The sequence below is a fragment of the Kribbella sp. CCNWLW201 genome (assembly GCF_037203805.1).
In the GTDB taxonomy this organism is placed as follows: domain Bacteria; phylum Actinomycetota; class Actinomycetes; order Propionibacteriales; family Kribbellaceae; genus Kribbella.
Genome location: NZ_JBBCBQ010000002.1, coordinates 143,441 through 165,846 on the forward strand (window position 1 = coordinate 143,441; position 22,406 = coordinate 165,846).

20 protein-coding genes are annotated in these 22,406 nt (G+C 68.9%); 3 read left to right on the top strand and 17 right to left on the bottom strand.

Annotated features, from left to right (window positions below; translation table 11 throughout):
• Positions 1-8: 8 nt before the first annotated feature.
• Genes V9K99_RS10345 through V9K99_RS10360 form a run of 4 tightly spaced genes read right to left on the bottom strand, consistent with a single transcriptional unit; the run spans position 9 to position 4,268 of the window.
• The gene (locus tag V9K99_RS10345) at positions 9-1,157 is read right to left on the bottom strand and encodes a hypothetical protein (RefSeq protein WP_337003530.1); all 1,149 of its coding nucleotides are present in this window, start codon (positions 1,155-1,157) and stop codon (positions 9-11) included.
• Positions 1,154-1,822 carry a dethiobiotin synthase gene (bioD, locus tag V9K99_RS10350; RefSeq protein WP_337003532.1) on the bottom strand — a complete coding sequence of 223 codons (669 nt, stop codon included), beginning with the start codon at positions 1,820-1,822 and terminating at the stop codon, positions 1,154-1,156. Before bioD ends, V9K99_RS10345 begins: the two co-directional genes overlap by 4 nt.
• Positions 1,819-2,940, bottom strand: coding sequence for an 8-amino-7-oxononanoate synthase (locus tag V9K99_RS10355; RefSeq protein WP_337003534.1), 1,122 nt, complete (start codon positions 2,938-2,940; stop codon positions 1,819-1,821). Before V9K99_RS10355 ends, bioD begins: the two co-directional genes overlap by 4 nt.
• Complete coding sequence (locus V9K99_RS10360) at positions 2,940-4,268, bottom strand: adenosylmethionine--8-amino-7-oxononanoate transaminase (protein ID WP_442914725.1); 1,329 nt, start codon at positions 4,266-4,268, stop codon at positions 2,940-2,942. The genes V9K99_RS10355 and V9K99_RS10360 overlap by 1 nt, the downstream gene beginning before the upstream one ends.
• A gap of 194 nt (positions 4,269-4,462) precedes the next feature.
• Here V9K99_RS10360 and V9K99_RS10365 point away from each other — a divergent pair, with 194 nt between their 5' ends.
• Complete coding sequence (locus tag V9K99_RS10365) at positions 4,463-5,905, top strand: S8 family peptidase (RefSeq protein ID WP_337003538.1); 1,443 nt, start codon at positions 4,463-4,465, stop codon at positions 5,903-5,905.
• On the opposite strand, the gene bsaP is transcribed toward V9K99_RS10365, so the two are convergent.
• The 4 genes from bsaP to V9K99_RS10385 form a co-directional block, all read right to left on the bottom strand.
• Positions 5,902-6,087 (bottom strand): biotin synthase auxiliary protein BsaP, encoded by a 186-nt coding sequence (gene bsaP, locus V9K99_RS10370; protein ID WP_337003540.1) that lies wholly within the window; start codon positions 6,085-6,087, stop codon positions 5,902-5,904. The two genes, V9K99_RS10365 and bsaP, sit on opposite strands and share 4 nt — an antisense overlap.
• Positions 6,084-7,079, bottom strand: coding sequence for a biotin synthase BioB (gene bioB / locus V9K99_RS10375; protein ID WP_337003542.1), 996 nt, complete (start codon positions 7,077-7,079; stop codon positions 6,084-6,086). Before bioB ends, bsaP begins: the two co-directional genes overlap by 4 nt.
• A gap of 549 nt (positions 7,080-7,628) precedes the next feature.
• Complete coding sequence (locus V9K99_RS10380) at positions 7,629-9,341, bottom strand: GMC family oxidoreductase (RefSeq protein WP_337003544.1); 1,713 nt, start codon at positions 9,339-9,341, stop codon at positions 7,629-7,631.
• A complete protein-coding gene (locus tag V9K99_RS10385) occupies positions 9,338-10,930 on the bottom strand; it encodes a succinic semialdehyde dehydrogenase (protein WP_337003546.1) in 1,593 nt (530 codons plus the stop codon). The genes V9K99_RS10380 and V9K99_RS10385 overlap by 4 nt, the downstream gene beginning before the upstream one ends.
• A 205-nt stretch (positions 10,931-11,135) precedes the next feature.
• Between V9K99_RS10385 and V9K99_RS10390 the strand changes: the two genes are divergently transcribed.
• Positions 11,136-12,587 carry a hypothetical protein gene (locus V9K99_RS10390; protein WP_337003548.1) on the top strand — a complete coding sequence of 484 codons (1,452 nt, stop codon included), beginning with the start codon at positions 11,136-11,138 and terminating at the stop codon, positions 12,585-12,587.
• A gap of 78 nt (positions 12,588-12,665) precedes the next feature.
• On the top strand, positions 12,666-13,574 hold the full coding sequence (locus V9K99_RS10395) for a TIGR03086 family metal-binding protein (protein WP_337003550.1): 909 nt from the start codon (positions 12,666-12,668) through the stop codon (positions 13,572-13,574).
• Here V9K99_RS10395 and V9K99_RS10400 read toward each other — a convergent pair whose 3' ends face one another.
• From V9K99_RS10400 to groL, 9 genes are all read right to left on the bottom strand, one after another.
• Positions 13,575-13,976, bottom strand: coding sequence for a hypothetical protein (locus V9K99_RS10400; RefSeq protein WP_337003552.1), 402 nt, complete (start codon positions 13,974-13,976; stop codon positions 13,575-13,577). It abuts the gene before it with no gap.
• 22 nt (positions 13,977-13,998) lie between these two features.
• Positions 13,999-14,721 carry an acyl-CoA thioester hydrolase/BAAT C-terminal domain-containing protein gene (locus V9K99_RS10405; RefSeq protein ID WP_337003554.1) on the bottom strand — a complete coding sequence of 241 codons (723 nt, stop codon included), beginning with the start codon at positions 14,719-14,721 and terminating at the stop codon, positions 13,999-14,001.
• Positions 14,718-15,824 carry a GuaB3 family IMP dehydrogenase-related protein gene (locus tag V9K99_RS10410; RefSeq protein ID WP_337003556.1) on the bottom strand — a complete coding sequence of 369 codons (1,107 nt, stop codon included), beginning with the start codon at positions 15,822-15,824 and terminating at the stop codon, positions 14,718-14,720. Before V9K99_RS10410 ends, V9K99_RS10405 begins: the two co-directional genes overlap by 4 nt.
• Positions 15,825-15,897: 73 nt before the next feature.
• Positions 15,898-16,566 carry a DUF7674 family protein gene (locus tag V9K99_RS10415; protein ID WP_337003558.1) on the bottom strand — a complete coding sequence of 223 codons (669 nt, stop codon included), beginning with the start codon at positions 16,564-16,566 and terminating at the stop codon, positions 15,898-15,900.
• Between the two features lie 72 nt (positions 16,567-16,638).
• Positions 16,639-18,153, bottom strand: a complete 1,515-nt coding sequence (gene guaB / locus V9K99_RS10420; protein ID WP_337003560.1) for an IMP dehydrogenase — start codon at positions 18,151-18,153, stop codon at positions 16,639-16,641.
• Between the two features lie 148 nt (positions 18,154-18,301).
• Positions 18,302-19,627, bottom strand: a complete 1,326-nt coding sequence (locus V9K99_RS10425; protein ID WP_337003562.1) for a hypothetical protein — start codon at positions 19,625-19,627, stop codon at positions 18,302-18,304.
• Positions 19,620-20,240, bottom strand: a complete 621-nt coding sequence (gene shbA / locus V9K99_RS10430) for an RNA polymerase sigma factor ShbA (RefSeq protein ID WP_337003564.1) — start codon at positions 20,238-20,240, stop codon at positions 19,620-19,622. Before shbA ends, V9K99_RS10425 begins: the two co-directional genes overlap by 8 nt.
• A 142-nt stretch (positions 20,241-20,382) precedes the next feature.
• The gene (locus tag V9K99_RS10435; RefSeq protein ID WP_337003566.1) at positions 20,383-20,619 is read right to left on the bottom strand and encodes a hypothetical protein; all 237 of its coding nucleotides are present in this window, start codon (positions 20,617-20,619) and stop codon (positions 20,383-20,385) included.
• Between the two features lie 91 nt (positions 20,620-20,710).
• Complete coding sequence (gene groL, locus V9K99_RS10440; protein ID WP_337003568.1) at positions 20,711-22,330, bottom strand: chaperonin GroEL; 1,620 nt, start codon at positions 22,328-22,330, stop codon at positions 20,711-20,713.
• Positions 22,331-22,406: the final 76 nt, after the last annotated feature.

The following is a 22,406-nucleotide window of genomic DNA, read 5'->3' on the forward strand; positions in this document are numbered from 1 at the left end:
GGCGGACGTTATCCGTCGGAGTTGTCGGAGATGTTACTCCGCGTTACGACTCGGAGTCGTTGCGGTGCGCGGAAGGACAGCAGGTCGATCATCGGGGGTTCTTCGACCAGGCGTACGGCGCTCAGCAGGTCGGCAGCACATTCGAGGGCTACCCGGGCTTCCAGTCGGGCCAGTGCGGCGCCCAGGCAGCGGTGGATCCCGATGCCGAACGCCAGGTCCGCCGGGCCGCCGTGGCCCGTCAGGCCGAGCAGGACGGGAGCGCCGGCAGGCAGCTCGACCTGGCCAACGACGGCCGGTCCGGCGGTGACCCGGCGCCAGGTAGGAACCGAGGACGCCTCCCGCAACACCTCCTCCACGATCGCCGCGGATGCGCAGGCCCCGCGCCCACCCTCCGCGGAAGCGGGGAGTCCACCGACCGAAGACGTGCCCTCTTCTCCACCGCCCGGAGGGCGGAGTGTGCGGTGGAAAGCGGTGGAGATTAGTTGGGTGGTGGTTTCCTGGCCGGCGATCAGGAGGAAGTAGCCGACGGCGCAGACTTCCTCGTCGGTGAGGCCGAGGGCGATCAGGACGCTGAAGAGGTCGTCGCCCGGGTCGCGGCGCGCGGTCGTCGTACGGGATCGGAGCCAGTCGTAGAACTCGGCCGCGCTGTACGCGAGCTCCAGCTGCCGATCCTCGTCCGGCCAGCCCCAGAACAGCTCCAACGACTCCCGGCTCCACGCCTTCAACGCCGGTACGTCGACCTCGTGCAGACCGAGCATGTCGAGTACGACGAGCGCCGGCGGCTCCGCTGCGATCGCCTCCACCATGTCGACCTGCCCACCGGCAGCGAGGACAGCCGAAGCCTCAGCCACCCGCGACTCCGTCAACGACCGGGTCAGCGGCTCGACCGCAGCGACCCGGGCCGGACTGAAAAACCGTGCGACCGCCGCCCGGATCGGCCGGTGCGACTCCCCCGCGTTGTTCGCCAGCGTCGGCGGCAATGCGAACCCGACCGACGACAACACCCGCAACGCCTTCACCGACAACGGCGTGTGCGCCAGTACGGCGTTGTCCGGCCGAAACGTCTCCGGATCCAGCAACACCTCACGAGCCAGCGCGGGATCGTCGACAACCCAGTACCCGAGCTCCTCGTCGTACCGGGCAGGGCAACCGGTCATGCAAACCAGCCAGGCGCGGCGCCGGTGAAGGCGGCCTGATCGAGCTGGCCCGCGTCGGCCGGGATCCGGGCTATCACCGGGACTCCGGTGGTCGCGGGGAGGTCCTCGAGGTTGCACCGCTCGGCCAGATCGGGCTCTGCCGGCCACGAGCCGATGACCAGGCCGTCGACGGGTAGCCCCCGGGCGCGCAGGGCCTCGATCGTCAGGCCGGTGTGGTTGAGGGTGCCGAGGCCGGATCGGGTCACCACGACGAACGCGAACGGTGTGTTCAACGCGGCGGCCAGCTCGGCAAGCCCTCGGCCGTCCTCGTCCAGGCCGACCAGGAGGCCGCCGGCGCCCTCGACCAGGACGGTGTCCCGGGTGGCGGCGAGGTCGTCGATGAACTTGGCATGCGACTCGATCGACGGGAGCGCGACACCTTCCCGGCGGCCGGCTGTGGTCGCGGCGAGCGGGTCGCGGAGGCGGACGCCTTCGTGCAGGTCGGTCAGACCGGTCAGCCGCCGAACCTCGGCAAGATCCCCCGCCTCATCCGGCGTCACCCCGGTCTGAGCCGGCTTCACCACCGCGACCGAGCCGATGGCTGCCGCTCGTACGGCGAGGGCGGCGGTGGCGATGGTTTTGCCCACACCGGTGTCGGTGCCGGTAACGACGAGGACCCTGGTCACGAGACTTCCTGGATGGCGTGGGTGATGACGTCGCAGGCGTGGACGAGGTCAGCCGAGGTCAGCCCGGCATTCGCGGTCAACCGCAACCGGCTGATCCCGTCCGGGACCGAGGGCGGACGGAAGCTGCCGACCCGGACGCCGGCGGCGAGACAGATCTCGGCGGCTCGCACGGTCTCGCGCGGGCCAGGCATGGGCACCGAGACAACGGGCCCCGAGGACGGCGGAACGCCGCACGCCGACGCAAGCCGGGCCGCGGCCGAGTGAATGGCTTCCGGCCGGCGTGGCTCGTCCTTCAACACCTGAAGGGCCGCGAGAGCCGCAGCGCAGGCGGCCGGGTTCAGGCCGGTGTCGTAGATGAACGAGCGGGCCCGATTGACCAGGTGCTCACGCAACACCGACGGACCCAGTACGACGCCACCCTGCGAAGCCATTGCCTTGGACAACGTCATGGTGACGATCACGTGATCGAGCCCGGCAAGACCGGCGGCGTGGACGGAGCCGTGGCCGCCGCCGGTGACGCCCAGGCCGTGGGCCTCATCGACCACGAGTACGGCGTCCTGCGCACGAGCGACGGCTGACAGGTCGACCAGTGGCGCCTCGTCACTGAGGACGCTGAAGACGGACTCGGTCAGCACCAGCGCGTGCGGTTCGTTGCGCTCGGCAAGGACTTTCTCGACGGCGTCGACGTCGTTGTGGGGGACGACCTCGACCCGTGACCGGGACAGGCGGCAGGCGTCGACCAGCGAGGCGTGCACATGCTCGTCGGACACCAGGAGGGTGCCAGGACCGCCGAGGGCGGTGACGATGCCGAGGTTGGCGAGGTAGCCGGACGAGAACACCAGGCCCGACTCCTGACCGACGTAGGCGGCCAAGGCGCACTCGAGTTCGTCATGGAGAGCTGTGGTGCCGACGACGAGGCGGGAGGCGGTCGAGCCGGTTCCCCAGGTCCGCAGGGCCTCGGCGGCGGCGGAGATGACTCGCGGGTCGCGGGAGAGACCGAGATAGTCGTTGCCGGCCAGGTCGATCAGCCGCTCATCGGCCGCGCGGGCCCGGAGCCGTCGGGTCAGTCCACGCGACTCCAACGCCGCGGCCTTCGGGGCGAGCCAGTCCTCGAGCATCAGCCGACCTCCTCGACAGCACCGGTGATAGCGGCGCCGATGGTCGCGATCTCGGCGTCGGTGCAGATGTACGGCGGCATCGTGTAGACCAAATCGCGGAACGGCCGGACCCACACGCCCCGCCGCAGTACCGCCTCCGTCATCCGCTTCATCTCGACCGGACCACCCAGTTGTACGACGCCGACCGCACCGATCACGCGGACGTCCTTGACCCCGGGCATCGACGCCGCCGGCGCCAGACCGGCCGACAGCCCCGCCGAGAGCTGCGCGATCCGGCCGGCCCAGTCCTGGGACAGCAGCAGGTCGATCGACGCGAGCGCGACCGCGCAGGCCAGCGGGTTCGCCATGAAGGTCGGGCCGTGCATGAGTGCGCCACCCGGACCGTTCGAGACTGTGTGCGCGACGTCCGTCGTACACAAGGTGGCGGCCATCGACAGGTAGCCGCCGGTCAGTGCCTTGCCGATGCAGAGGATGTCGGGGTCGATGCCCGCGTGCTCGGAGGCGAACATCGTCCCGGTCCGGCCGAAGCCGGTCGCGATCTCGTCGAGGATCAGCAGGAAGCCGTGACGGTCGGCGAGTTCGCGCAGTACCCGCAGGCAGGCCGGGCTGTACGGATACATCCCGCCCGCGCCTTGCAGGATCGGCTCGACGATGATCCCAGCGATCGCCCCAGCCTGCCGCTCGGCGATCTCAGCCATCGCCGCCGCCCAGGAGAGGAACTCCGGATCGTCGTCCGGCCGATCGAAGCCGGCCGGCGGCTGCGGGCCGAACACCTGCTCCTTCAGCGCACCGGTGAACAGCGAGTGCATCCCGTTCACCGGGTCGCACACACTCATCGGCGCGAACGTGTCACCGTGGTACCCGCCACGGACGGTGAGCATCCGGGTCCGGCCACTGTTGCCCCGGGCAACTTGGTACTGCAGGGCGAGTTTGATCGCGACCTCGACCGAGACCGAGCCCGAGTCACAGAAGAACACGTGCTCCAGCGGCGCCGGGGTGATCTCGACCAGCCGCTCGGCGAGCCGGATCGCGGGCTCGTGCGTCAGCCCGCCGAACATCACGTGGCTGACGTCGTCCACCTGGCTCTTCACGGCCGCGTCCAGCACCGGGTGGCGATAGCCGTGGATCATGCACCACCAGGACGCCATCGCATCGATCGCCTCAACCGAGCCGCTTTCCCCGTCGTCCAACTGCAGCCGGACGCCGGAGGCACCACGCACCAGCCGGGCCGGCGACGGCTCGCTCAGCGAGGAGTACGGATGCCAGAGACGCTCCGAATCTCGCTGTAGCCACCCACTGACCGACTCTGCCACCGCTGCCGCCTCCATCCTGAGGACCCACACGGTAATCGCTGATCGGAGGGTGCGGAGGTGCGGGTGGCCGCGATGTGGGCCACCTCTCGTAACCCCTTCTCATTCCGTGTTCGCCGCCTTACATTGGGCGAAGCATTTGTTACCGGCCCGTAACCCCGCGTCCGCCTGACGCCTGCGGCCGGGGCCCGCCGCCCAGTGAGGAGAACAACATGCGCAGATCCAGACCCCTGATCGCCGCCGCCGCAGCCTGTCTGCTGGCCGCGACCATCACCGCGCCGGCCCAAGCGGCCTCGGCCCCGATCCAGCCGTTCCTGAGCCGCCAGCTCGACCAACTCGGATCACTGCCGCTGCTGCAGCAACGCACCACGGTCCTGGTCCACGGCACGGATCTCCCGGCCGCGCGCAACGCGGTCAAAGCCAGTGGCCTGCGGCAATTGACGTCGTACGACAGGATCGGCGTGGTGGTTGCGGAGGGCACCAAGTCGCAGATTCTTGCCGCGCGCACCCGGCCCGGCGTCACCTACCTCGAGGGCAACCAGCCGATCGCCCTGCGGACGCAGACCTCGCATCTCGCCACCCGCGGCGCGGAGGCCGCGGCCACCCGGACCGGCGCGGACGGCAAGCCGCTGGACGGCCGTGGTGTCAGTGTCGCGGTGATCGACAGCGGCGTGGACCCGACGCACCCGTTCTTCAAGAACGCCAACGGATCCTCAGCGGTGGTGAAGAACCTCAAGATCGTCTGCGACCCACTGCTCGAGACGCTCTGCCTGCCGGTCGACGCGGGTTCGCTCGACACCGATCTGCTGTCGGGCGGCGGCCACGGCACGCACGTGAACGGGATCGTTGCCGGACGCAAGGTCACCCTCGCGGACGGCACCAAGCTGCAGGGCGCGGCTCCCGGCGCATCCCTGGTCTCCATCTCGACCGGCGCCGTACTGCTCATCGTCGGCGCGGACGCGGCGCTCAACTGGGTGCTGGAGAACCACGAGGCACCGTGCGGCGCCGGCGTACCGGCGAGCACGTGCCCGCCGATCAAGGTCACCAACAACTCCTACGGACCGACCGGCGGTGGCGCGTTCGACCCGAACTCGGCCACGGTCAAACTGCAGCGCGCCCTCGCGGCCGAAGGCGTCGTCACGGTCTGGGCCGCGGGCAACGACGGCGGCGACGGCAGTACGTCGCTGACCAACCCGCCCGGCCAGGACCCGACCGGCGGCATCCTGTCCGTTGCCTCGTACAACGACCTCGGTACCGGTACCCGGGACGGCCAGGTCTCCGAGTTCTCCTCCCGCGGGAAGAACGGCACGGTCTCGACCTACCCGGACATCTCCGCACCGGGCGAGAACATCACCTCGTCCTGCCGGATCTACCTGCCGATCTGCACGACCGGACTGGCCCCGCTGGACGGCGGCAACTACAACACCATCAGCGGTACGTCGATGGCCGCGCCACACATCGCCGGGATCGTCGCCCAGCTGTTCCAGGCGAACCCGTCCGCCACCCCGGCGCAGATCGAGAACGCACTCATCTCGACCGCACACCAGTACGCCAACGGTGCCGCATACCAGCCGGATCCGCGCGGCGGGAGTACGTCGTACGACAAGGGACACGGCCTGGTCGACGTAGTGGCGGCCTCGGACGCCGTCGGCTAGTCAGACAGCGAACCGTGGACCGAACAGCGCGCTGACCAGCCCATCGGATGGACCTGGACGACCATCCGGCGCCGGCACTCGGCGCAGTAGCGGGGCGGCTCCAGCGCCAGGGCCCGACGGCAGTCCTCGTGACTGCCGTCGGCCAGCTCCCTGCCGCAGTGGCCGCAGTACAGCTCGCTCATAGCGTTTTCTGGAGTTCCTTCACCGGCATCTTGAGCTCGGCCAGCAGGTCGAGGTCGGCGGTCGCCGGGCGGCCGAGCGTGGTCAGGTAGTTGCCGACGATGACGGCGTTGATACCGCCGAGCAGGCCCTCGCGGGTGCCCAGGTCACCCAGGGTCAGCTCGCGGCCGCCGGCGTACCGGAGCACCGTCCGCGGCATCGCGAGCCGGAACGCGGCGATGGTCCGCAGCGCGTCCTTGCCGGCCATGATCTCCATGTCGCCGAACGGCGTACCGGGGCGCGGGTTGAGGAAGTTGAGCGGCACCTCGTGCGGGTCCAGCTCGGCCAGCTGCGCGGCCAGCTCGGCGCGCTGCTCGAGGGTCTCCCCCATGCCGACCAGGCCGCCGCAGCACAGCTCCATGCCGGACTCCTTGACCATCAGACAGGTGTCCCAGCGCTCTTCGAAGGAGTGCGTGGTGACCACGTCACCGAAGTACGAACGGGCCGACTCGAGGTTGTGGTTGTAGCGATGCACCCCCATCGCCTTGAGCTCGTCCACCTGCTCCTGGGTGAGCATGCCGAGCGAGCAGGCGATGTTGATGTCAACCTCGGCGTTGATCGCCTCGATGCCGGCCTTCACCTGGGACATCAGCCGCTGGTCCGGGCCACGGACGGCGGCGACGATGCAGAACTCGGTCGCGCCGGTCTTCGCGGTCTCCTTCGCCGCCTCGACCAGCTCGGGGATGTTCAGCCAGACCGAGCGGACCGGCGAGGTGAACTGACCGGACTGGGAGCAGAAGTGGCAGTCCTCCGGACAGCCGCCGGTCTTCAGCGAGATGATCCCCTCGACCTCGACCTCCTCACCGCACCACTTGACCCGGACGTCGTGCGCAAGCGCCAGCAGGTCGGCCAACTGGTCGTCGGGCGATTGCAGCACCTCGACAAGCTGCTCCTGGGAAAGGCCGATGCCCTGCTCCAGAACCTGTTGCCGGGCCACCTCGAGGATGTCGCTCATCGTTCTCCTGCCTCATCTGACGGTCGGCCCACAGTAAGACAGCCAGGCCCGTTCTCTCTGCGAGGGGCGTCACGTGGAACACCCGGGCCCCACCTGCTTCAGCCACTCTCCGCGCTGCCCGCAAAACTTTCTGGATTTTTCTGGAGAACCTCGTAACCCCCTGTGTAGGGGCTCGTTGATGTGTGCAGAGGCGGTCACCGCAAGGAAGACCGCCACTCGGTTACAAGGAGCTACGAAAAGCCGATCATTACGATCAGCACGCAGAGTGGTCACAACCACTTGCAAAGGCTCGAAACTCCTTGGATCGGATGTAAAGTGGGGTACCAAGAGCTCGGGTCGCCAGCTGTGGTTGGTGACCCGATCCCAAAGCGCCGGGCGCCTCACCCCGGCTTGAGTGGGTCCCTCGGGAAACGATTTGGGCGGAAACGTTCCCGAGGGACCTGCTCCCTTTTACGGCACTAATCGCTAAACCCCACAAACCTCAGCAGCCACACCAGCGCTGAGGTTTTTTCATTTCCCTGCTGACGGCGCGAAAGTATTGTCGTTGTGTTACGGCTTCGTCACAGGCTGTTTGTGAGTGATTTCGACCACCGGCAACCGCAGCGCCCCGGGCGCATCGGCCGGTACGACGGGATGCGCCGGCTTCACCGGTTGCACCCGCTGGTAACCGGCTCCGACCGCCGGCCGGACGTCGTCCTGACCCTTGTTCGGCCAGAACGCCAGCGCCCGTTCCGCCTGGGCGGTGATCGTCAGCGACGGGTTGACGCCGAGGTTGGCCGAGATGGTCGACCCGTCCAGGATGTGCAGGCCGTCGTACCCGTAGACCCGGTGGTACGGGTCCACCACGCCGGTCTCGGGTGAGTCGCCGATCGCGCAGCCGCCGATGAAGTGGGCCGTCATCGGCACGTTGAACGGCTCGCCGATGGTGCCGCCCGGGGTCCCGTTCATCAGCTTCGCCATCCGCCGGACCACCTGGTTCGCGACCGGGATCCAGGACGGGTTCGGCGCACCGTGGCCCTGCTTGGACGTCAGCCGCCAGCGGCCGAACCGGTCCCGCTTGCCGAACGTGGTGATCGAGTTGTCCGCGGTCTGCATCACCAGCGCGATCACGGTCCGCTCGGACCAGTGCTTCAGGTCGTACAGCCGGCGGATGTTCTTCCGCTGGACGCCGAGCTCGCGCAACCAGATCCGCCACCGCGGCCGGTCGCCGTCGCCGTCGGTCAGCACGGTCTGCAGCAGCGACATCGCGTTGCTGCCCTTGCCGTACCGGACCGGCTCGATGTGGGTGATGTCGTCGGGATGGAACGACGAGGTGATCGCGACGCCGCGGCTGTAGTCGACGTCCCGGTCCCTGGCGATTGCCCCGAGCAACGATTCCGAGTTGGTCCGGGTCAGCACGCCGAGGCGGTCGGACAGCTTCGGCAGTTTGCCCTCGTCCCGGAGCCGGTGCAGCAGTTTCGCCGTACCCAGGGCCGAGGCGGCGAACACCACTTGCTGGGCGGTGAACCGGCGCGTGCTCTTGCGATTGGAGGTACGCCGGGTGTCCACGGCGTACCCGCCGTCCGGCAGCGGCTCGACCGAGGTCACGGTGGTCATCGAGTAGACCTCAGCGCCGGCCTTCTCGGCCAGGTAGAGGTAGTTCTTGGTCAGCGTGTTCTTCGCGTTGTGCCGGCAGCCCGTCATGCACTCGCCGCAGTCGATACAGCCGGTACGACGCGGTCCGGCGCCCCCGAAGTACGGGTCGTCGACCTCGACACCCGGCTCACCGAAGAAGACGCCCACCGGGGTCGGGTGGAACGTGTCTCCCACCCCCATGTCGTCGGCGACCTGCTTCATCACCTCGTCGGCCGGGGTGAAGCCCGGGTACTCCGTCACGCCGAGCATCCGCTTGGCCTGGTCGTAGTACGGAGCGAGCTCGGCCTTCCAGTCGGTGATGTGGGCCCACTGGCGGTCGGTGTAGAACGCGGGCAGCGGCTCGTAGAGGGTGTTCGCGTAGACCAGGCTGCCGCCGCCGACGCCGGCTCCGGACAGGATGATCACGTCCCGCAGCGCGCTGATCCGCTGGATGCCGTACCAGCCGAGCTTCGGCGCGAACAGAAACTTGCTCTTGTCCCACGAGTTCTTCGCGAACCCGGCGTCGTCGAACCGCGCCCCGGCCTCGAGGACGCCGACCTTGTATCCCTTCTCGGTCAACCGCAACGCACTGACACTCCCCCCGAACCCGGACCCAATGATCAGTACGTCGTAGTCGAACGTCGTCATGGGCGGCCCAGCTTCTTGAGCACCCGGAGGGCTCCGGTCATCAGTTCGGCGTACGTTTCGTCGGAGAGCCCGTGCGAGGCGGCGATCGGGAGGACCCGCTGGGTGGCGATCGCCTGCGGGTCGACGTAGCGGCGGATGCCCTCGACACCCTGCCGGCGGCCGAGCCCGGAAGACCGCATTCCGCCCATCGGGGTGTCGATCGAGCCGAAGGTCGCGCCGTACGCCTCGTTCACGTTGACCGTGCCGGCTACCAGTTGCGCCGCGACCGCCCGGCCGCGCCGGCCGTCCCGGGTCCAGACACTGGCGTTCAGCCCGTATTCGCCCTCGTTCGCGCGCTGGATCGCCTCGGACTCGTCGGAGAACCGGTAGATCGACACCACCGGCCCGAACGTCTCGTTGTCGAAGCACTCCATCTCCGGCGTCACGCCGGACAGCACGGTCGGCTCGTAGAACAGCGGGCCGATATCCGGCCGCGCCTTGCCACCCACCAGTACGACGGCGCCCTTCGACCGGGCATCCTCGACGTGACGGCTCACAATCTCCAGCTGCGCCTTCGAGATCAGCGAGCCCATGTCGACATCCCAGCCGGTGCCCGCGGACAGCCGGAGCTTCTTCACCCGGTCGATGAACGCGGTGACGAATGCGTCGTACACCTGGTCGGCGACGTAGAGGCGCTCCATCGAGACGCACAACTGACCGGCACTCGAGAAGCACGCACGGACGGCGCCTTCCGCGGCACGGTTCAGGTCGGCGTCGCGCAGTACCAGCATCGGGTTCTTGCCGCCGAGCTCGAGGCTGCAGCCGATCAACCGCTCGCCGGCCTGCTTGGCGACCAGCCGGCCGGTCCGGGTCGAGCCGGTGAAGCAGATGTAGTCGGTGTTCTGGATGATCGCGCCGCCGACGGTCGGACCCTCGCCGTTCACCGGCTGCCAGGCCTCGCGCGGCAGGCCGGCGTCGTACAGCAGCTCGATCGCCCGGAGCGCGGTCAGCGGCGTCTGGCTGTCCGGCTTGTGTACGACGGTGTTCCCGGCGAGCACGGCCGGGAGACCGTCGGCCATCGCCATGCTGAGCGGGTAGTTCCACGGCGAGATGACACCGACGACCCCCTTCGGCACGAACCGCTGCTCGGCCCGGGTGAGGATCGGGAACATGCCCAGCTTGCGCTGCGGCTCGAGCAGCTCGGCGGCCTTGCGCCCGTAGTACCTGGCGGTGAGGGCGACGTGTGCGACCTCCTCGAACGCCTGCTTGCGCGCCTTGCCCGACTCGAGGATCACCAGGTCCACGAGCTCGTGCCGGTGGTCCAGGACCAGGTCGTGGTACCGCAGCAGGATCGCGGCGCGCTCAGCCAGCGGCACCCGCTTCCAGGTCTGCTGGGTCCGCCGCGCCGACCGGACGGCCGCGACCACGTCGTCCGGGCTGGACACGGGTAGCGTCGCGATCGGCTGCCCGGTCGCCGGCGCGTAGGAGGTCTTGGCGCCGGCCGAGGCGCGGAGCAGCCCCGACAGGCGGCGAACGACCGACTGATCGGTCGCGTACGACGCAGTCGGGTCGAGCTCGGGGTCCGCAGGAATCGACGTCTGCTCGCTCATGCCTCCACCTCGCTGGCGCTCGGCTCCGGCATGAGCGAGAACGCTGCTCTGCTCATGGTTCGCTCGCTTCGCTCGCTCATCTGCCCAGGCTACCTGCCGGTAATAGCCATGTCAGTACCGGAAATCGCACGTGTCAGCCCTAAGGGTTCCGCCCCATAGACCACTAAGCTGATCGGCTGAACCTGCGAAGGGGTGGAACGTCGAGATGGTGGACAGCGGGGGGCTTTGGACGCCTCCTGAGGACGAGCTCGCTGAGGCTCTGCAGACAGCTCAGGTACTGATCGAAGAAGGTCGTGCCGACGAGGCCGGGCCGTATCAGCAACGTGTCATCGAGCTGGCCCGGGAACGCGCCGAGGGGCACCCGGATCACTACGAGGCCAAGCATCTGATGGCCGCGACGCAGTACGAGCTGGCCGGCTCCCTGAACGCGTCGGGCCGGCACGAGGAAGCGCTTGCCGCGTTGCACGAGGCCCAACTCGGCTACACCGAGCTCAGCGACGCCGGCGTTCTCGACGCGACCTCGTTCCTGGCCGACGTCCGGGCCCGGCGGGCGATGACCCAGGCTCATCGCGGTCACGGCGCGACCGCCGTACTGGAGATGGACGGGGCGGTCATTGCGTACGGGCAGCTCGTCGGCGGCGAGGAAGGGCTGAAGCACCAGCCGGACTTCGCCCGGGTGCTGGCGATGAACGCGCTCATCCTGCGGCGGTACGGCGACCCAGCCCTGGCCGTGGCATCAGCCGACGCGGCGACCCAGCTCTTCCTGCAACTGGCCGACCAGATCAACGAGAGCCCGCAATCGCTGTCGTACGCGCGCTACCTCTGTACGGCGACCGCCGTATCGGCCGACGTACATGCTGCCGAAGGTCGTCTCGACCTCGCGCTGGAGGCGGACGAGATCGGGCTGACCACCGCTGACACCCTGGCGGACTCGGAGTCGGCCACCGACCTCCGCACGCTGGTCGCCGCACTCACCCGGAAGGGCAAGCACCTCGGCATCGTCGGCCGGATCATGGAAGGCGAGGCCTGCCTGCGTACGGCGTTCGACACCGACGCGGAGACGGCCGCACGGGTCACCGAGGAGCTGGACCGTGGACTGCCGCTGACTCTGGTCGCGGCGCTGGAGAACGCAGAGATCAAGCTCGGGCCGTACGAGCAGTTCCACCGGCTGCTGGCGCTGAGCGAGCCCGCGCCGGGGATGACGCTGGCGACGGTCTCGGGCCGGACCGACCCCGAGTCGGCCGCGGTCCGGGCGACCGAGCTGGCCGAGTTGGTCAAGCCGCTGTTGCTGCAGGACGTGGACACCGCGCTCACGCTGGGGCTGGAGGCGCACTACCTGTTCGCGATCTCGTCCGAGCGGGAGTCGCAGCGGATGCGGTACGAGACGAGCACCTACGCGCCGATCTGGGCGCAACTGCTGCTCGACATCTCCGAGGCGTACTACCAGGCCGGACGGACCGAGATCGCGCTCGACCTGGGCGGTTGGTGCGCCGAGGTCGCGACCGCGCTGATCCCGTTCACCGACGACGACTCGGTGATGAAGGATCTGGCCGGCTCCTGCTACCGGCACCACGGCGACCTGCTCGCCGCCACCGGCGACATGATGGCGTCCCAGCACGCCCACGAGGCCGCCCAACAGCTCCAGCTGGGCCGGTAACCCCCAGGTAATTGACGCCTCCTCTCGCCGGGCGGACGCTGACCCTGAGAGGGACTCTGCGGCTAGAGGGGGAAAGTCATGGACGTGGTGGAGCTGCACAACCGGACGGTCGGCAATTTCGCGCAGTTGGTCAACGAGGTCGGGCCCGACCAGTGGACGGCTCCGACGCCCTGCACGGACTGGAATGTTCGTGAACTGGTGAATCACGTCGTCGGTGAGGAGCGCTGGGTCGTACCGCTGATGGAGGGCAAGACCATCGCGGACGTCGGCGACTCCCTGGACGGCGACCTGCTCGGTGACGACCCCGTGACCGCCGCGTTCGCCGCGGCCCGCGCTGCCCAGGAGGCGGCCGGCGCGTCGATCGACAAGGTGCACCTTTCGTACGGCGACGAGGACCCGCCGGAGTACCTCCGGCAACTGGCCGCCGACCACCTGGTCCACGGCTGGGACCTGGCCGCAGCGATCGGCGCCGAGGCTCGGCTCGACCCCGAGGTGGTGGACGAAGTCGCGACCTGGTTCGCCGAGCGGGAGGACATGTACCGCGCCGGCGGCGTCATCGCCGACCGGGTCGAGGGTTTCAGCGACCCGGCGGATGTGCTGCTCGGAGCGTTCGGCCGCGACCCGCACTGGTCCACCGCGACTGCCGTTGTCGCCCGCTTCGGCACGGCCTTCGACCGGCAGGACATCGAGGCGGTGATGGCGCTCGTCACCGACGACTGTGTCTTCGAGTCCACCTCACCCGCGCCGGACGGAGTTCGGTTCGAGGGGGCGGCCGACGTACGGGCGGAGTGGGAGAAGCTCTTCGCGAACACCGACGAGCCGCGGTTCGAGACCGAGGAGACAGTGGTCCTCGGTGATCGGGCCGTGGTGCGCTGGCAGTACTCGTGGCGTGAGCCGTCCGGCGACCGCGGTCACGTCCGCGGGGTCGACGTACTGCGGCTGCGCGACGGCAAGATCGCGGAGAAACTCTCCTACGTGAAGGGTTAGCTACGAGTCCTGCAGGTCCGGCCTGAGTGCGCCGACGAACAGGCCGGCCTCGACCTCGGTCATGCCCGTCTCGGACACGACCAGTGCAGTGGCCTGGTGCAGTTCGCCCTGGGCCTTGAGGGCACGGGTGCGCTCGGCCAGGTTCGTCCCGGGCCGGCGGACGATCGGGGTGTCGGTGACCGGCGCGACGTACCGGCCGAGCCGGATGTCGTCGACGAGTCCCTTCGCGTGCTTCAGGTCCAGGCCGGTCCGGTCGCGGATCAGCTTGACCGCGTGCACCGTCTTCTTGGTGGTGATCAGGAACCGCACCTGATCGACGTCATCGGCGGAGAGTCTCGCCCGCGCGGCGGCGAGGGCAACGTTGTCGGCGTCCTGGCTGCTTCGTCGGCTGAACAATCCCATGCCGCCATCCTTCCAGAACGACTCAACCCGTGAGGACTCGACGCACGTCGCCCCAGGCCAGTGCGCCGAGCTCCCGATCCGCGTCCTCGGTGCCGCCGCGCGCCATCCGCTGACCACCGGTCTTCGGCGTCTCACCGGGGAAGATCACCCGGTGACCGGCGCGCGCCGCGACCACTGTGCGGGTGAGCAAACCCATCCGCGCAAAGGTGATCCGGTCCGCGAACTCGACCGACGGCCAGACCTGGTCATCACCGCCGGCGATCATCAGCAGCTCGCCTTGGAACCGCTCGGCCGGGATCCGCGCATCATCGGACCCGTGCTTCTTCAGGCTCTGCCGGTACCACCCGGTGAAGCTCGGTGGGTCGGTGTCCGGCTGCCAGTCGAGGTCGAGCGGCACGAACGGGAGTGGTTCGCCACGCCAGGTCCAGGCGGACGTCTGCTGCCCGCCTTCGTTCCAACCCCAGACGTACGCAGTCGGCGCCAGCGCGATCACGGCGTCGATCCGCTCGTCGAGTGTGCCGAGCAGCAGGGCCGCCTCCGCGCCACGGGACAGGCCCATCACCACGAGCCGGTCGTTGCGGGCGGCCAGCTCGTCCAGCGGGAACGACTCGAGCGGGATCTCGCTGATCCGTCGGTCGAACCACTGTGGCGCGAGTACGTCGTACCCCTCGGCCTCGAGGATCCGCGCCCGCTCCAGGTCCGGCGTACCGCTGGAACCATGCAGGAGCAGGACGCCCGTCGTCACCCGACGACGACCTCGACCCGCTGGAACTCCTTGAGCTCCGTGTAGCCGGTGGTGGCCATCGCGCGCTTCAGGGCGCCGACCAGGTTCATGGTGCCGTCCGGCACCCAGGACGGGCCGAACAGGATCTGCTCCAGCGTCCCGGTGACGCCGACCTCGACCCGCTCACCGCGGGGCAGATCGGCGTGCCACGCCTCGGCACCCCAGTGGTACCCGCCGCCCGGGGCGTCGCTCGCCCGGGCCAGCGGCGAACCGACCATCACCGCGTCCGCGCCGCAGGCGATCGCCTTCGCCACGTCCCCGGACCGCCCGACCGAGCCGTCCGCGATCACGTGCACGTACCGGCCGCCGGACTCGTCCATGTAGTCCCGGCGAGCCGCGGCCACGTCGGCCACGGCGGACGCCATCGGCACCGCGACACCGAGCACCTTGCGGGTGGTGTGCGCCGCACCGCCGCCGAATCCGACCAGTACGCCGGCCGCCCCGGTCCGCATCAGGTGCAGCGCGGCCTGGTGCGTCGCGCACCCGCCGACGATCACCGGTACGTCGAGGTCGTAGATGAACTGCTTGAGGTTGAGCGGCTCGGCCTGACCCGAGACGTGCTCCGCGGAGACCGTCGTACCGCGGATGACGAACAGGTCGACGCCCGAGTCCACGACGTGCTTGGCGAACTGCTTGGTCCGCTGCGGCGAGAGCGCCCCGGCCACGGTGACACCGGAGTCGCGGATCTCCTGGACCCGCTGCGAGATCAGCTCGGGCTTGATCGGCGCGGAGTAGATCTCCTGCAGCCGGTGCGTCGCCTGCTCCCGGCTGATGGAGGTGATCTCCTCCAGCAGGTTCGTCGGGTCCTCGTACCGGGTCCAGAGACCCTCGAGGTTGAGTACGCCGAGACCGCCGGCCTTGCCGATCGCGATCGCGGTGGCCGGCGACATCACCGAGTCCATCGGCGCGGCCAGGATCGGCAACTCGAACCGGTACGCGTCGATCTGCCAGGCGACCGAGACCTCCTCAGGGTCCCGCGTCCGCCGCGACGGGACGATCGCGATGTCGTCGAACGCGAACGCCTGCCGCCCCCGCTTCGCGCGGCCGATCTCAATCTCGTTCATGCCGACAGGCTACCGATCTCCCCCGCTTGTCCCGACATCGAGTCCAACCGGCGGCACACGACCGAATTCGATGTCAGCCCTCCGGCGGCGGTTCAGACCAATTGCACTGCCTATCAAGCTCCGCTCTGAGCTTGGGACCCAGCAACTGCTCGATCTCACTGCCCTCCTCGCCCGGCTCCGGCAGCATCTCGATGAACGACACATCGATCACGTTGTCGACGTCATCGTCCACGCCGTACTCCAACTCCAGGAAATCAACCAGCGGCCGCACCACCTGCCCCCGCAACGCCGGAACCGCCACACCAAGCCGCCGAAGAAAGTCAACAGTCGACGCAGGCACCGCTGCCTCATCCTCAGCCTCCTGCCGCTCCCTGGCCGCCCGCAGCTTAGGCCCCAGCAACCCGACCATCGCTTCGGAAGCGTCACCCGGCTCCGGGAGATATGCGGCGACCCCGGTCTCGATCAACTCGTCGATCTCGGGATCAGCACCAAGTTCGGACTCGAAGAACCCCAGCAGCGCGTCAAGCCGTGCGGCAAGCGCTGGATCCCGAGAGTGGAACCACAGCGCGCTCTGCTCGGCAAGCAGCAGGAACACACCCAGGTTGGGCGGTTCCAGCCCCGCCGCCGCGTTCCCCTGATGCGACTCGAGATACTTCTCCCACTCCCGCCGCAGCGCAGGCACCGCCCTGAACAACCTGTCCGCAAATGCATCGGCCATATCAACGTCCAACTGTGGTGCCATCGCAGGTACGTGCCTTGTGCAGGCTGGGAACGAAACAACCCCCGCGGGTGGCGGGGGTTGTTTTCGCTTGGGTCAGCGGCCGGAGTAGTTGGGGGCTTCTACGGTCATTTGGATGTCGTGGGGGTGGGATTCTTGGAGGCCGGCTGAGGTGATGCGGACGAAGCGGCCGTTGTCCTGGAGTTCGGGGACGGTGCGGGCGCCGCAGTACCACATGGACTGGCGGAGGCCGCCGATCAACTGGTGGGCGACGGCCGACAGCGGGCCGCGGTACGGGACCTGGCCTTCGACGCCCTCGGCGATCAGCTTCTCGTCGGTGCCGACGTCGCTCTGGAAGTAGCGGTCCTTGGAGTACGACTTGCGCAGGCCGCCGGCTGACGACATCGCACCGAGCGAGCCCATCCCGCGGTAGGCCTTGAACTGCTTGCCGTTGATGAACACCAGGTCGCCCGGCGACTCCTCGCAACCGGCCAGCAGCGAGCCCAGCATGACCGTGTCCGCACCGGCCACGAGCGCCTTCGCGATGTCACCGGAGTACTGCAGGCCACCGTCGCCGATGACCGGGACACCGGCCGGCTTGCACGCCAGCGACGCCTCGTAGATCGCGGTGACCTGCGGTACGCCGACGCCGGACACGACCCGCGTCGTACAGATGGAGCCCGGTCCGACGCCGACCTTGACGCCGTCCGCGCCGGCGTCGACCAGCGCCTGGGCGCCCTCGCGGGTCCCGACGTTGCCGCCGACGATGTCCACGCCACGCGCCGCAGGGTCGGCCTTGAGCTTGCTGATGATCTCGATCTGGGCCTTCGAGTGACCGTGCGCGGTGTCCACCACGAGGACGTCGACACCCGCCTCGACCAGCGTCATCGCCCGCTTGTACGCCTCGCCGAAGAAGCCGATCGCGGCACCGACCATCAGCCGGCCGCCGGCGTCCTTGGTGGACAGCGGGAACTTGTCGCGCTTGACGAAGTCCTTCAGCGTGATCAGGCCGGTCAGCTTGCCGGCCTCGTCGACCAGCGGCAGCTTCTCCACCTTGTGCCGGCTGAGCAGCGCCATCGCGTCGTCGGCGGAGATGCCCTGCTTGCCGGTGATCAGCGGCTGCTTGGTCATCACCTCGCGGACCGGGCGGGACAGGTCGGTTTCGAACCGCATGTCCCGGTTCGTCACGATGCCGACCAGGACGCCGGCGTTGTCGACCACCGGTACGCCGGAGATCCGGTACTGCCCGCAGAGCGCGTCGGCCTCGCCGATGGTGGCGTCCGGGCCGATGGTGATCGGCTGCGCGATCATGCCGGACTCGGACCGCTTGACCAGGTCGACCTGCTGGGCCTGGTCCTCGATCGAGAGGTTGCGGTGCAGGACGCCGAGGCCGCCCTGGCGGGCCATGGCGATCGCCATCCGGGCCTCGGTGACGGTGTCCATCGCGCTGGACAGCAGCGGGATGTTCACCTCGATGTTGCGGCTCACCCGGGTCCGGGTGCTGACCTCGGACGGGATGACGTCGGACTCGTTGGGCTGCAGCAGTACGTCGTCGAAGGTGAGGCCGAGGACGGCGAACTTGTCGGGAACTCCAGCGGGTGTGATGTCCATGGGGAAAGCGAGCACCTTTACACGGCGAGAACGGGACACCATCCTATGCCGCCCGCGCCGGACTCCCCGCATCGCCCGTCCACAAGGGGCTGTTCCGGCGCACCACGACGTACCCGCTCGGTGGCAACCGGGCGGGTACGCAGGGTGATCAGCTCAACGGCTTGTTGACCACGCCGAGGATCGTCAGGACGTTCGTCGAGTCCGTCGAGCCGTGCGTGCGGGCGATGGCCGCGTGCTTGCCCTCGACGTACTGGCCGGTGGAGTGCTTGCCCTTGGCGTAGGTCTCCTTGACCGAACCGGTCACCACCTGGCCGCTGGAGTGCCTGCCCTCCGGCTTCACACCGCTGCCGGAGAGGTGCTCCGCGCTGGACGCCTCGACCGAGGCGGTCGGCGTCGGCAGCACCGGCTCGAGGACCTTCTCCACCAGGTCGACCAGACCGTCCAGCGGCGACGCGGCCGGCGGCTGCGGCTTGTCTTCGGCCGGCGGCGTCTTCTGGTCGGTGCCGGCGGGCGGCTGCGCCGTGTCGTCGACGACCGGCGGCTTCGGCGCCTCGGGCAACTCGGCGGACTGGTCGTCCCCCGACTCACTCGGTTTCGACCCGTTGTCGTTGCTCGGCAACGTCGTCGGGGTCGGGTCGGTACCCGTCTCGCCGGTCTCACCGTTGTTCGTCGGCGTGGTCGGCGTCGTGGTGGTCGGGTCCGGCGTCGGCTCCGACGTGGCCGGCGGCTCCGTCGGCTCGGTGGTCGGCGGCGGTGTCGTAGCCGGCGGCTCCGTCGGAGTGGTCGTCGGCTCGTCCGTCGGGGCCGTGGTCGGCTCGTCGGCCGGCGTCTGTTCCGGTGCCGTGGTCTGCTCGGGAGCGACCGGGGCGAGCGGCTTCTCGATCGCCATCGGCTTCTCTTCCACCGGCGGACGCAGCAGCGGCGGCGGTGGCGCGACCATGACCTGCGGCGGGAAGGCCTCGGTCTGAGCCTTCTTCTCCTGCTCGACCTTGCGCTCTTCCTGCTTCTTCTGGAAGTCCTTGGCGACCTTGACGATCTTCGTCTTGTCGACCACCGGCATTCCGTCGAGCTGTTCCTTCGGGAAGCTGGTCTGCGGGCGGACCGCATCGACCATCTTCTCGATGACCTTCTCGTACGGCGAGAGCGGATCACCCGTCACGGCCGCGGCCACCCCGGAGACCGACAGCGCGGCCACCGCGGCGACACCGAGTGCCAGACCACGCGTCGCCACCTTGCGGGCGAACGGGTCCGTCACCGGGTTGAGCGCCGCGCAGCGCGCCAGGAAGCTCTCCGGGTCGTCGATCGTCTCGACCGGTAGTTCATCCTCGACTTCCACGGCGAGCCGCAGATCGGCCAGCAGCTTCACGGCCGGGTCATGCTCGCCCGCGGTTCGCGCGGACTCCCCACCAGCGGCCAGCAGGTCGAGTAAAGCGTCATCAGCGTCGATCGCGTCGAGGTCGAAACGGTCAGCCATGATGCCCCTCCCCTGCTCCTCGTTCCAGCTGTGCCTCATGCCCCACAAACCCCCTGAGCGTGTTCAACGCCCGATGCTGTGCGACCCTCACCGCCCCCGGTGTCATCCCCAGTGCCCGGCCGGTCTCCTCGGCTGACATCCCCGCTACCACCCGGAGCCGCAGGATCTCCCGCAACTTCTCCGGCAACTTGTCCAGCAGGCCCATGATGTGCTGGACCTCCGAATGCCGGACCGCGTGCTCCTCCGGCGTCGGTGACTCGTCCGCGCCGTCCGGCAGGTCCGGCGTCGAAACGTCGGCCACCGCGAACGCACGCTGGGCATCGGCGACCTTGCGGGCCGCGATGCCATAGACGAAGGCCTCGAAAGGTCTCCCCTCATCACGGTACCGGCTCAGCGCGCCGAACACCGCGACACATACTTCCTGTGCGACGTCGTCGACCATGTCGGCGCCGCCGGGATACGTCCAGAGCCTCGACCGCACGTAGCGGTGGGCAACGGCACGCACCCTGGTGAGCAGGTCATTGAGAGCTGTCCGGTCGCCTTCGCTCGCAAGCGCGGCAAGATCCCTGAGCTCGACCCGGTCGTGGGTGTGCGGTACTTGGACCTCGGTCACCCCTCGCCCCCTCGTGTTGGACCGGTCAGCCTGCAAGATAGTACGGCGCTCACCTTCTCTTGCCTAGTGGCAATTCGTGATCACCAGAACTTTTTGGTCACGATCTGTCACTACCCGCCCGTACGGTTGCCGCCCGCCTGGCTCACCCCTGATTCGCTGGCTGGCGGGAGACCGGTCGCACTCCGATCGACTGGGGTGCGACGTGGCCCGCCACCCGGCCGTCGTCGGTCGTGATCACCCAGGCGCCGAGTATCCCCGGCGGCGTGAGCCAGGCTTGCGGATCCGCGGGCCAGTTCACCGGATACCCGGCGAGCTCGTGCACGTCCCGAAGGAAGCCGGCACAGCTGTCCAGGTCGCTCTCGCCCCGTTCCCGAATCACGCCCCAACCCAATCACGGTCCGGCAAAGGAACACCGCCCGGCTGGTCCGAGGACCGGCCGGGCGGTGTGGGTGTTGCTCGTGACCTGAGGATCAGTGGCCGTGACCGTGGCCGTGACCGGCCGCGGCGGGCTCCTCTTCCTCGGGCTTGTCGACCACCAGGGTCTCGGTGGTCAGCAGCAGCGCGGCGATCGAGCCGGCGTTGGCGAGCGCGGACCGGGTCACCTTGACCGGGTCCAGCACGCCCTGGGCCAGCAGGTCGCCGTACTCGCCGGTGGCGGCGTTGAAACCGCTGCCCAGCTCCAGCTCGGCGACCTTGGCGGTCACCACGTAGCCCTCGTAACCGCCGTTCTCGGCGATCCAGCGCAGCGGCTCGACGATCGCCTTGCGAACGATCCGGACCCCGGCGAGCTCGTCACCCTCCAGGTCCAGGCCGCCCTCGAGCACAGTGGCCGCGTGCACCAGGGCGGAGCCGCCGCCGGCGACGATGCCCTCCTCGATCGCGGCCCGGGTCGCGGACACAGCGTCCTCGATCCGGTGCTTCTTCTCCTTCAGCTCGACCTCGGTGGCCGCGCCGACCTTGATCACGCAGACGCCGCCGGCCAGCTTGGCCAGCCGCTCCTGCAGCTTCTCCCGGTCCCAGTCGGAATCGGTGCGCTCGATCTCGGCCTTGATCTGGTTCACCCGGGCCTCGATGTCGTCGGCCTTGCCGGCGCCCTCGACCACGGTGGTGTTGTCCTTGCTGACCACGATGCGGCGAGCGGTGCCCAGCACCTCCAGCCCGACCTGGTCCAGCTTCAGGCCGACCTCGGGGGCGATGACCTGCGCGCCGGTGAGGGCGGCCAGGTCCTCCAGCATCGCCTTGCGGCGGTCACCGAAGCCCGGCGCCTTGACGGCGACGGAGGTGAAGTTGCCGCGGATCTTGTTCACCACCAGGGTGGACAGCGCCTCGGCCTCGACGTCCTCGGCGATGATCAGCAGCGTCTTGCCGGACTGCACGACCTTCTCCAGCAGCGGCAGCAGGTCCGCGATGGCGGAGATCTTGCCCTGGTGGATCAGGATGTACGGGTCCTCCAGCACCGCTTCGCCGGCCTCGGCGTCGGTGATGAAGTACGGCGAGATGAAGCCCTTGTCGAACTGCATGCCCTCGGTGAACTCGAGCTCGGTCCCGAAGGTGTTCGACTCCTCGACGGTGATCACACCGTCCTTGCCGACCTTGTCGAACGCGTCCGCGATCAGGGTGCCGATCTCGGCGTCCCGGGCGGAGATGGTGGCGACGTGGGCCATGTCGCCCTTGTCGTCCACCGGTCGCGCGGTCTCGACCAGCCGCGCCGACACGGCCTCGACGGCCGCCTCGATGCCCTTCTTCAGGCCCATCGGGTTGACCCCGGCGGCGACGGCCCGCAGGCCCTCGTGCACCAGCGCCTGCGCCAGCACCGTCGCGGTGGTGGTGCCGTCACCGGCGATGTCGTTGGTCTTGGTGGCGACCTCCTTGGTCAGCTGCGCACCAAGGTTCTCGAACGGGTCGTCCAGCTCGACCTCACGGGCGACGGTGACACCGTCGTTGGTGATGGTCGGGGCGCCCCACTTCTTGTCCAGGACGACGTAGCGGCCCTTCGGCCCCAGCGTCACCTTCACCGTGTTCGCGAGCTTGTCGACGCCGCGCTCCAGCGCGCGCCGGGCGTTCTCGTCGAACTCGAGGATCTTCGGCATGGAAAAACCAGTCCCTCTCTGAATTCTCTTCTCGTTGCGCTCAGCCGGTTCCGGACCACACACGGCTCCGGACCGA

What these genes read in the sequence shown, in the direction of transcription:
- V9K99_RS10410 (WP_337003556.1), bottom strand. Translation starts at nt 15,824, where the DNA reads ATGAACGAGATTGAGATCGGCCGCGCGAAGCGGGGGCGGCAGGCGTTC.
- V9K99_RS10365 (WP_337003538.1), top strand. Translation starts at nt 4,463, where the DNA reads ATGCGCAGATCCAGACCCCTGATCGCCGCCGCCGCAGCCTGTCTGCTG.
- V9K99_RS10355 (WP_337003534.1), bottom strand. Translation starts at nt 2,940, where the DNA reads ATGCTCGAGGACTGGCTCGCCCCGAAGGCCGCGGCGTTGGAGTCGCGT.
- V9K99_RS10390 (WP_337003548.1), top strand. Translation starts at nt 11,136, where the DNA reads ATGGTGGACAGCGGGGGGCTTTGGACGCCTCCTGAGGACGAGCTCGCT.
- V9K99_RS10395 (WP_337003550.1), top strand. Translation starts at nt 12,666, where the DNA reads ATGGACGTGGTGGAGCTGCACAACCGGACGGTCGGCAATTTCGCGCAG.
- guaB (WP_337003560.1), bottom strand. Translation starts at nt 18,153, where the DNA reads ATGGACATCACACCCGCTGGAGTTCCCGACAAGTTCGCCGTCCTCGGC.
- bsaP (WP_337003540.1), bottom strand. Translation starts at nt 6,087, where the DNA reads ATGAGCGAGCTGTACTGCGGCCACTGCGGCAGGGAGCTGGCCGACGGC.
- V9K99_RS10385 (WP_337003546.1), bottom strand. Translation starts at nt 10,930, where the DNA reads ATGAGCGAGCAGACGTCGATTCCTGCGGACCCCGAGCTCGACCCGACT.
- V9K99_RS10380 (WP_337003544.1), bottom strand. Translation starts at nt 9,341, where the DNA reads ATGACGACGTTCGACTACGACGTACTGATCATTGGGTCCGGGTTCGGG.
- V9K99_RS10345 (WP_337003530.1), bottom strand. Translation starts at nt 1,157, where the DNA reads ATGACCGGTTGCCCTGCCCGGTACGACGAGGAGCTCGGGTACTGGGTT.
- V9K99_RS10425 (WP_337003562.1), bottom strand. Translation starts at nt 19,627, where the DNA reads ATGGCTGACCGTTTCGACCTCGACGCGATCGACGCTGATGACGCTTTA.
- V9K99_RS10360 (WP_442914725.1), bottom strand. Translation starts at nt 4,268, where the DNA reads ATGGAGGCGGCAGCGGTGGCAGAGTCGGTCAGTGGGTGGCTACAGCGA.
- V9K99_RS10415 (WP_337003558.1), bottom strand. Translation starts at nt 16,566, where the DNA reads ATGGCACCACAGTTGGACGTTGATATGGCCGATGCATTTGCGGACAGG.
- groL (WP_337003568.1), bottom strand. Translation starts at nt 22,330, where the DNA reads ATGCCGAAGATCCTCGAGTTCGACGAGAACGCCCGGCGCGCGCTGGAG.
- V9K99_RS10400 (WP_337003552.1), bottom strand. Translation starts at nt 13,976, where the DNA reads ATGGGATTGTTCAGCCGACGAAGCAGCCAGGACGCCGACAACGTTGCC.
- bioB (WP_337003542.1), bottom strand. Translation starts at nt 7,079, where the DNA reads ATGAGCGACATCCTCGAGGTGGCCCGGCAACAGGTTCTGGAGCAGGGC.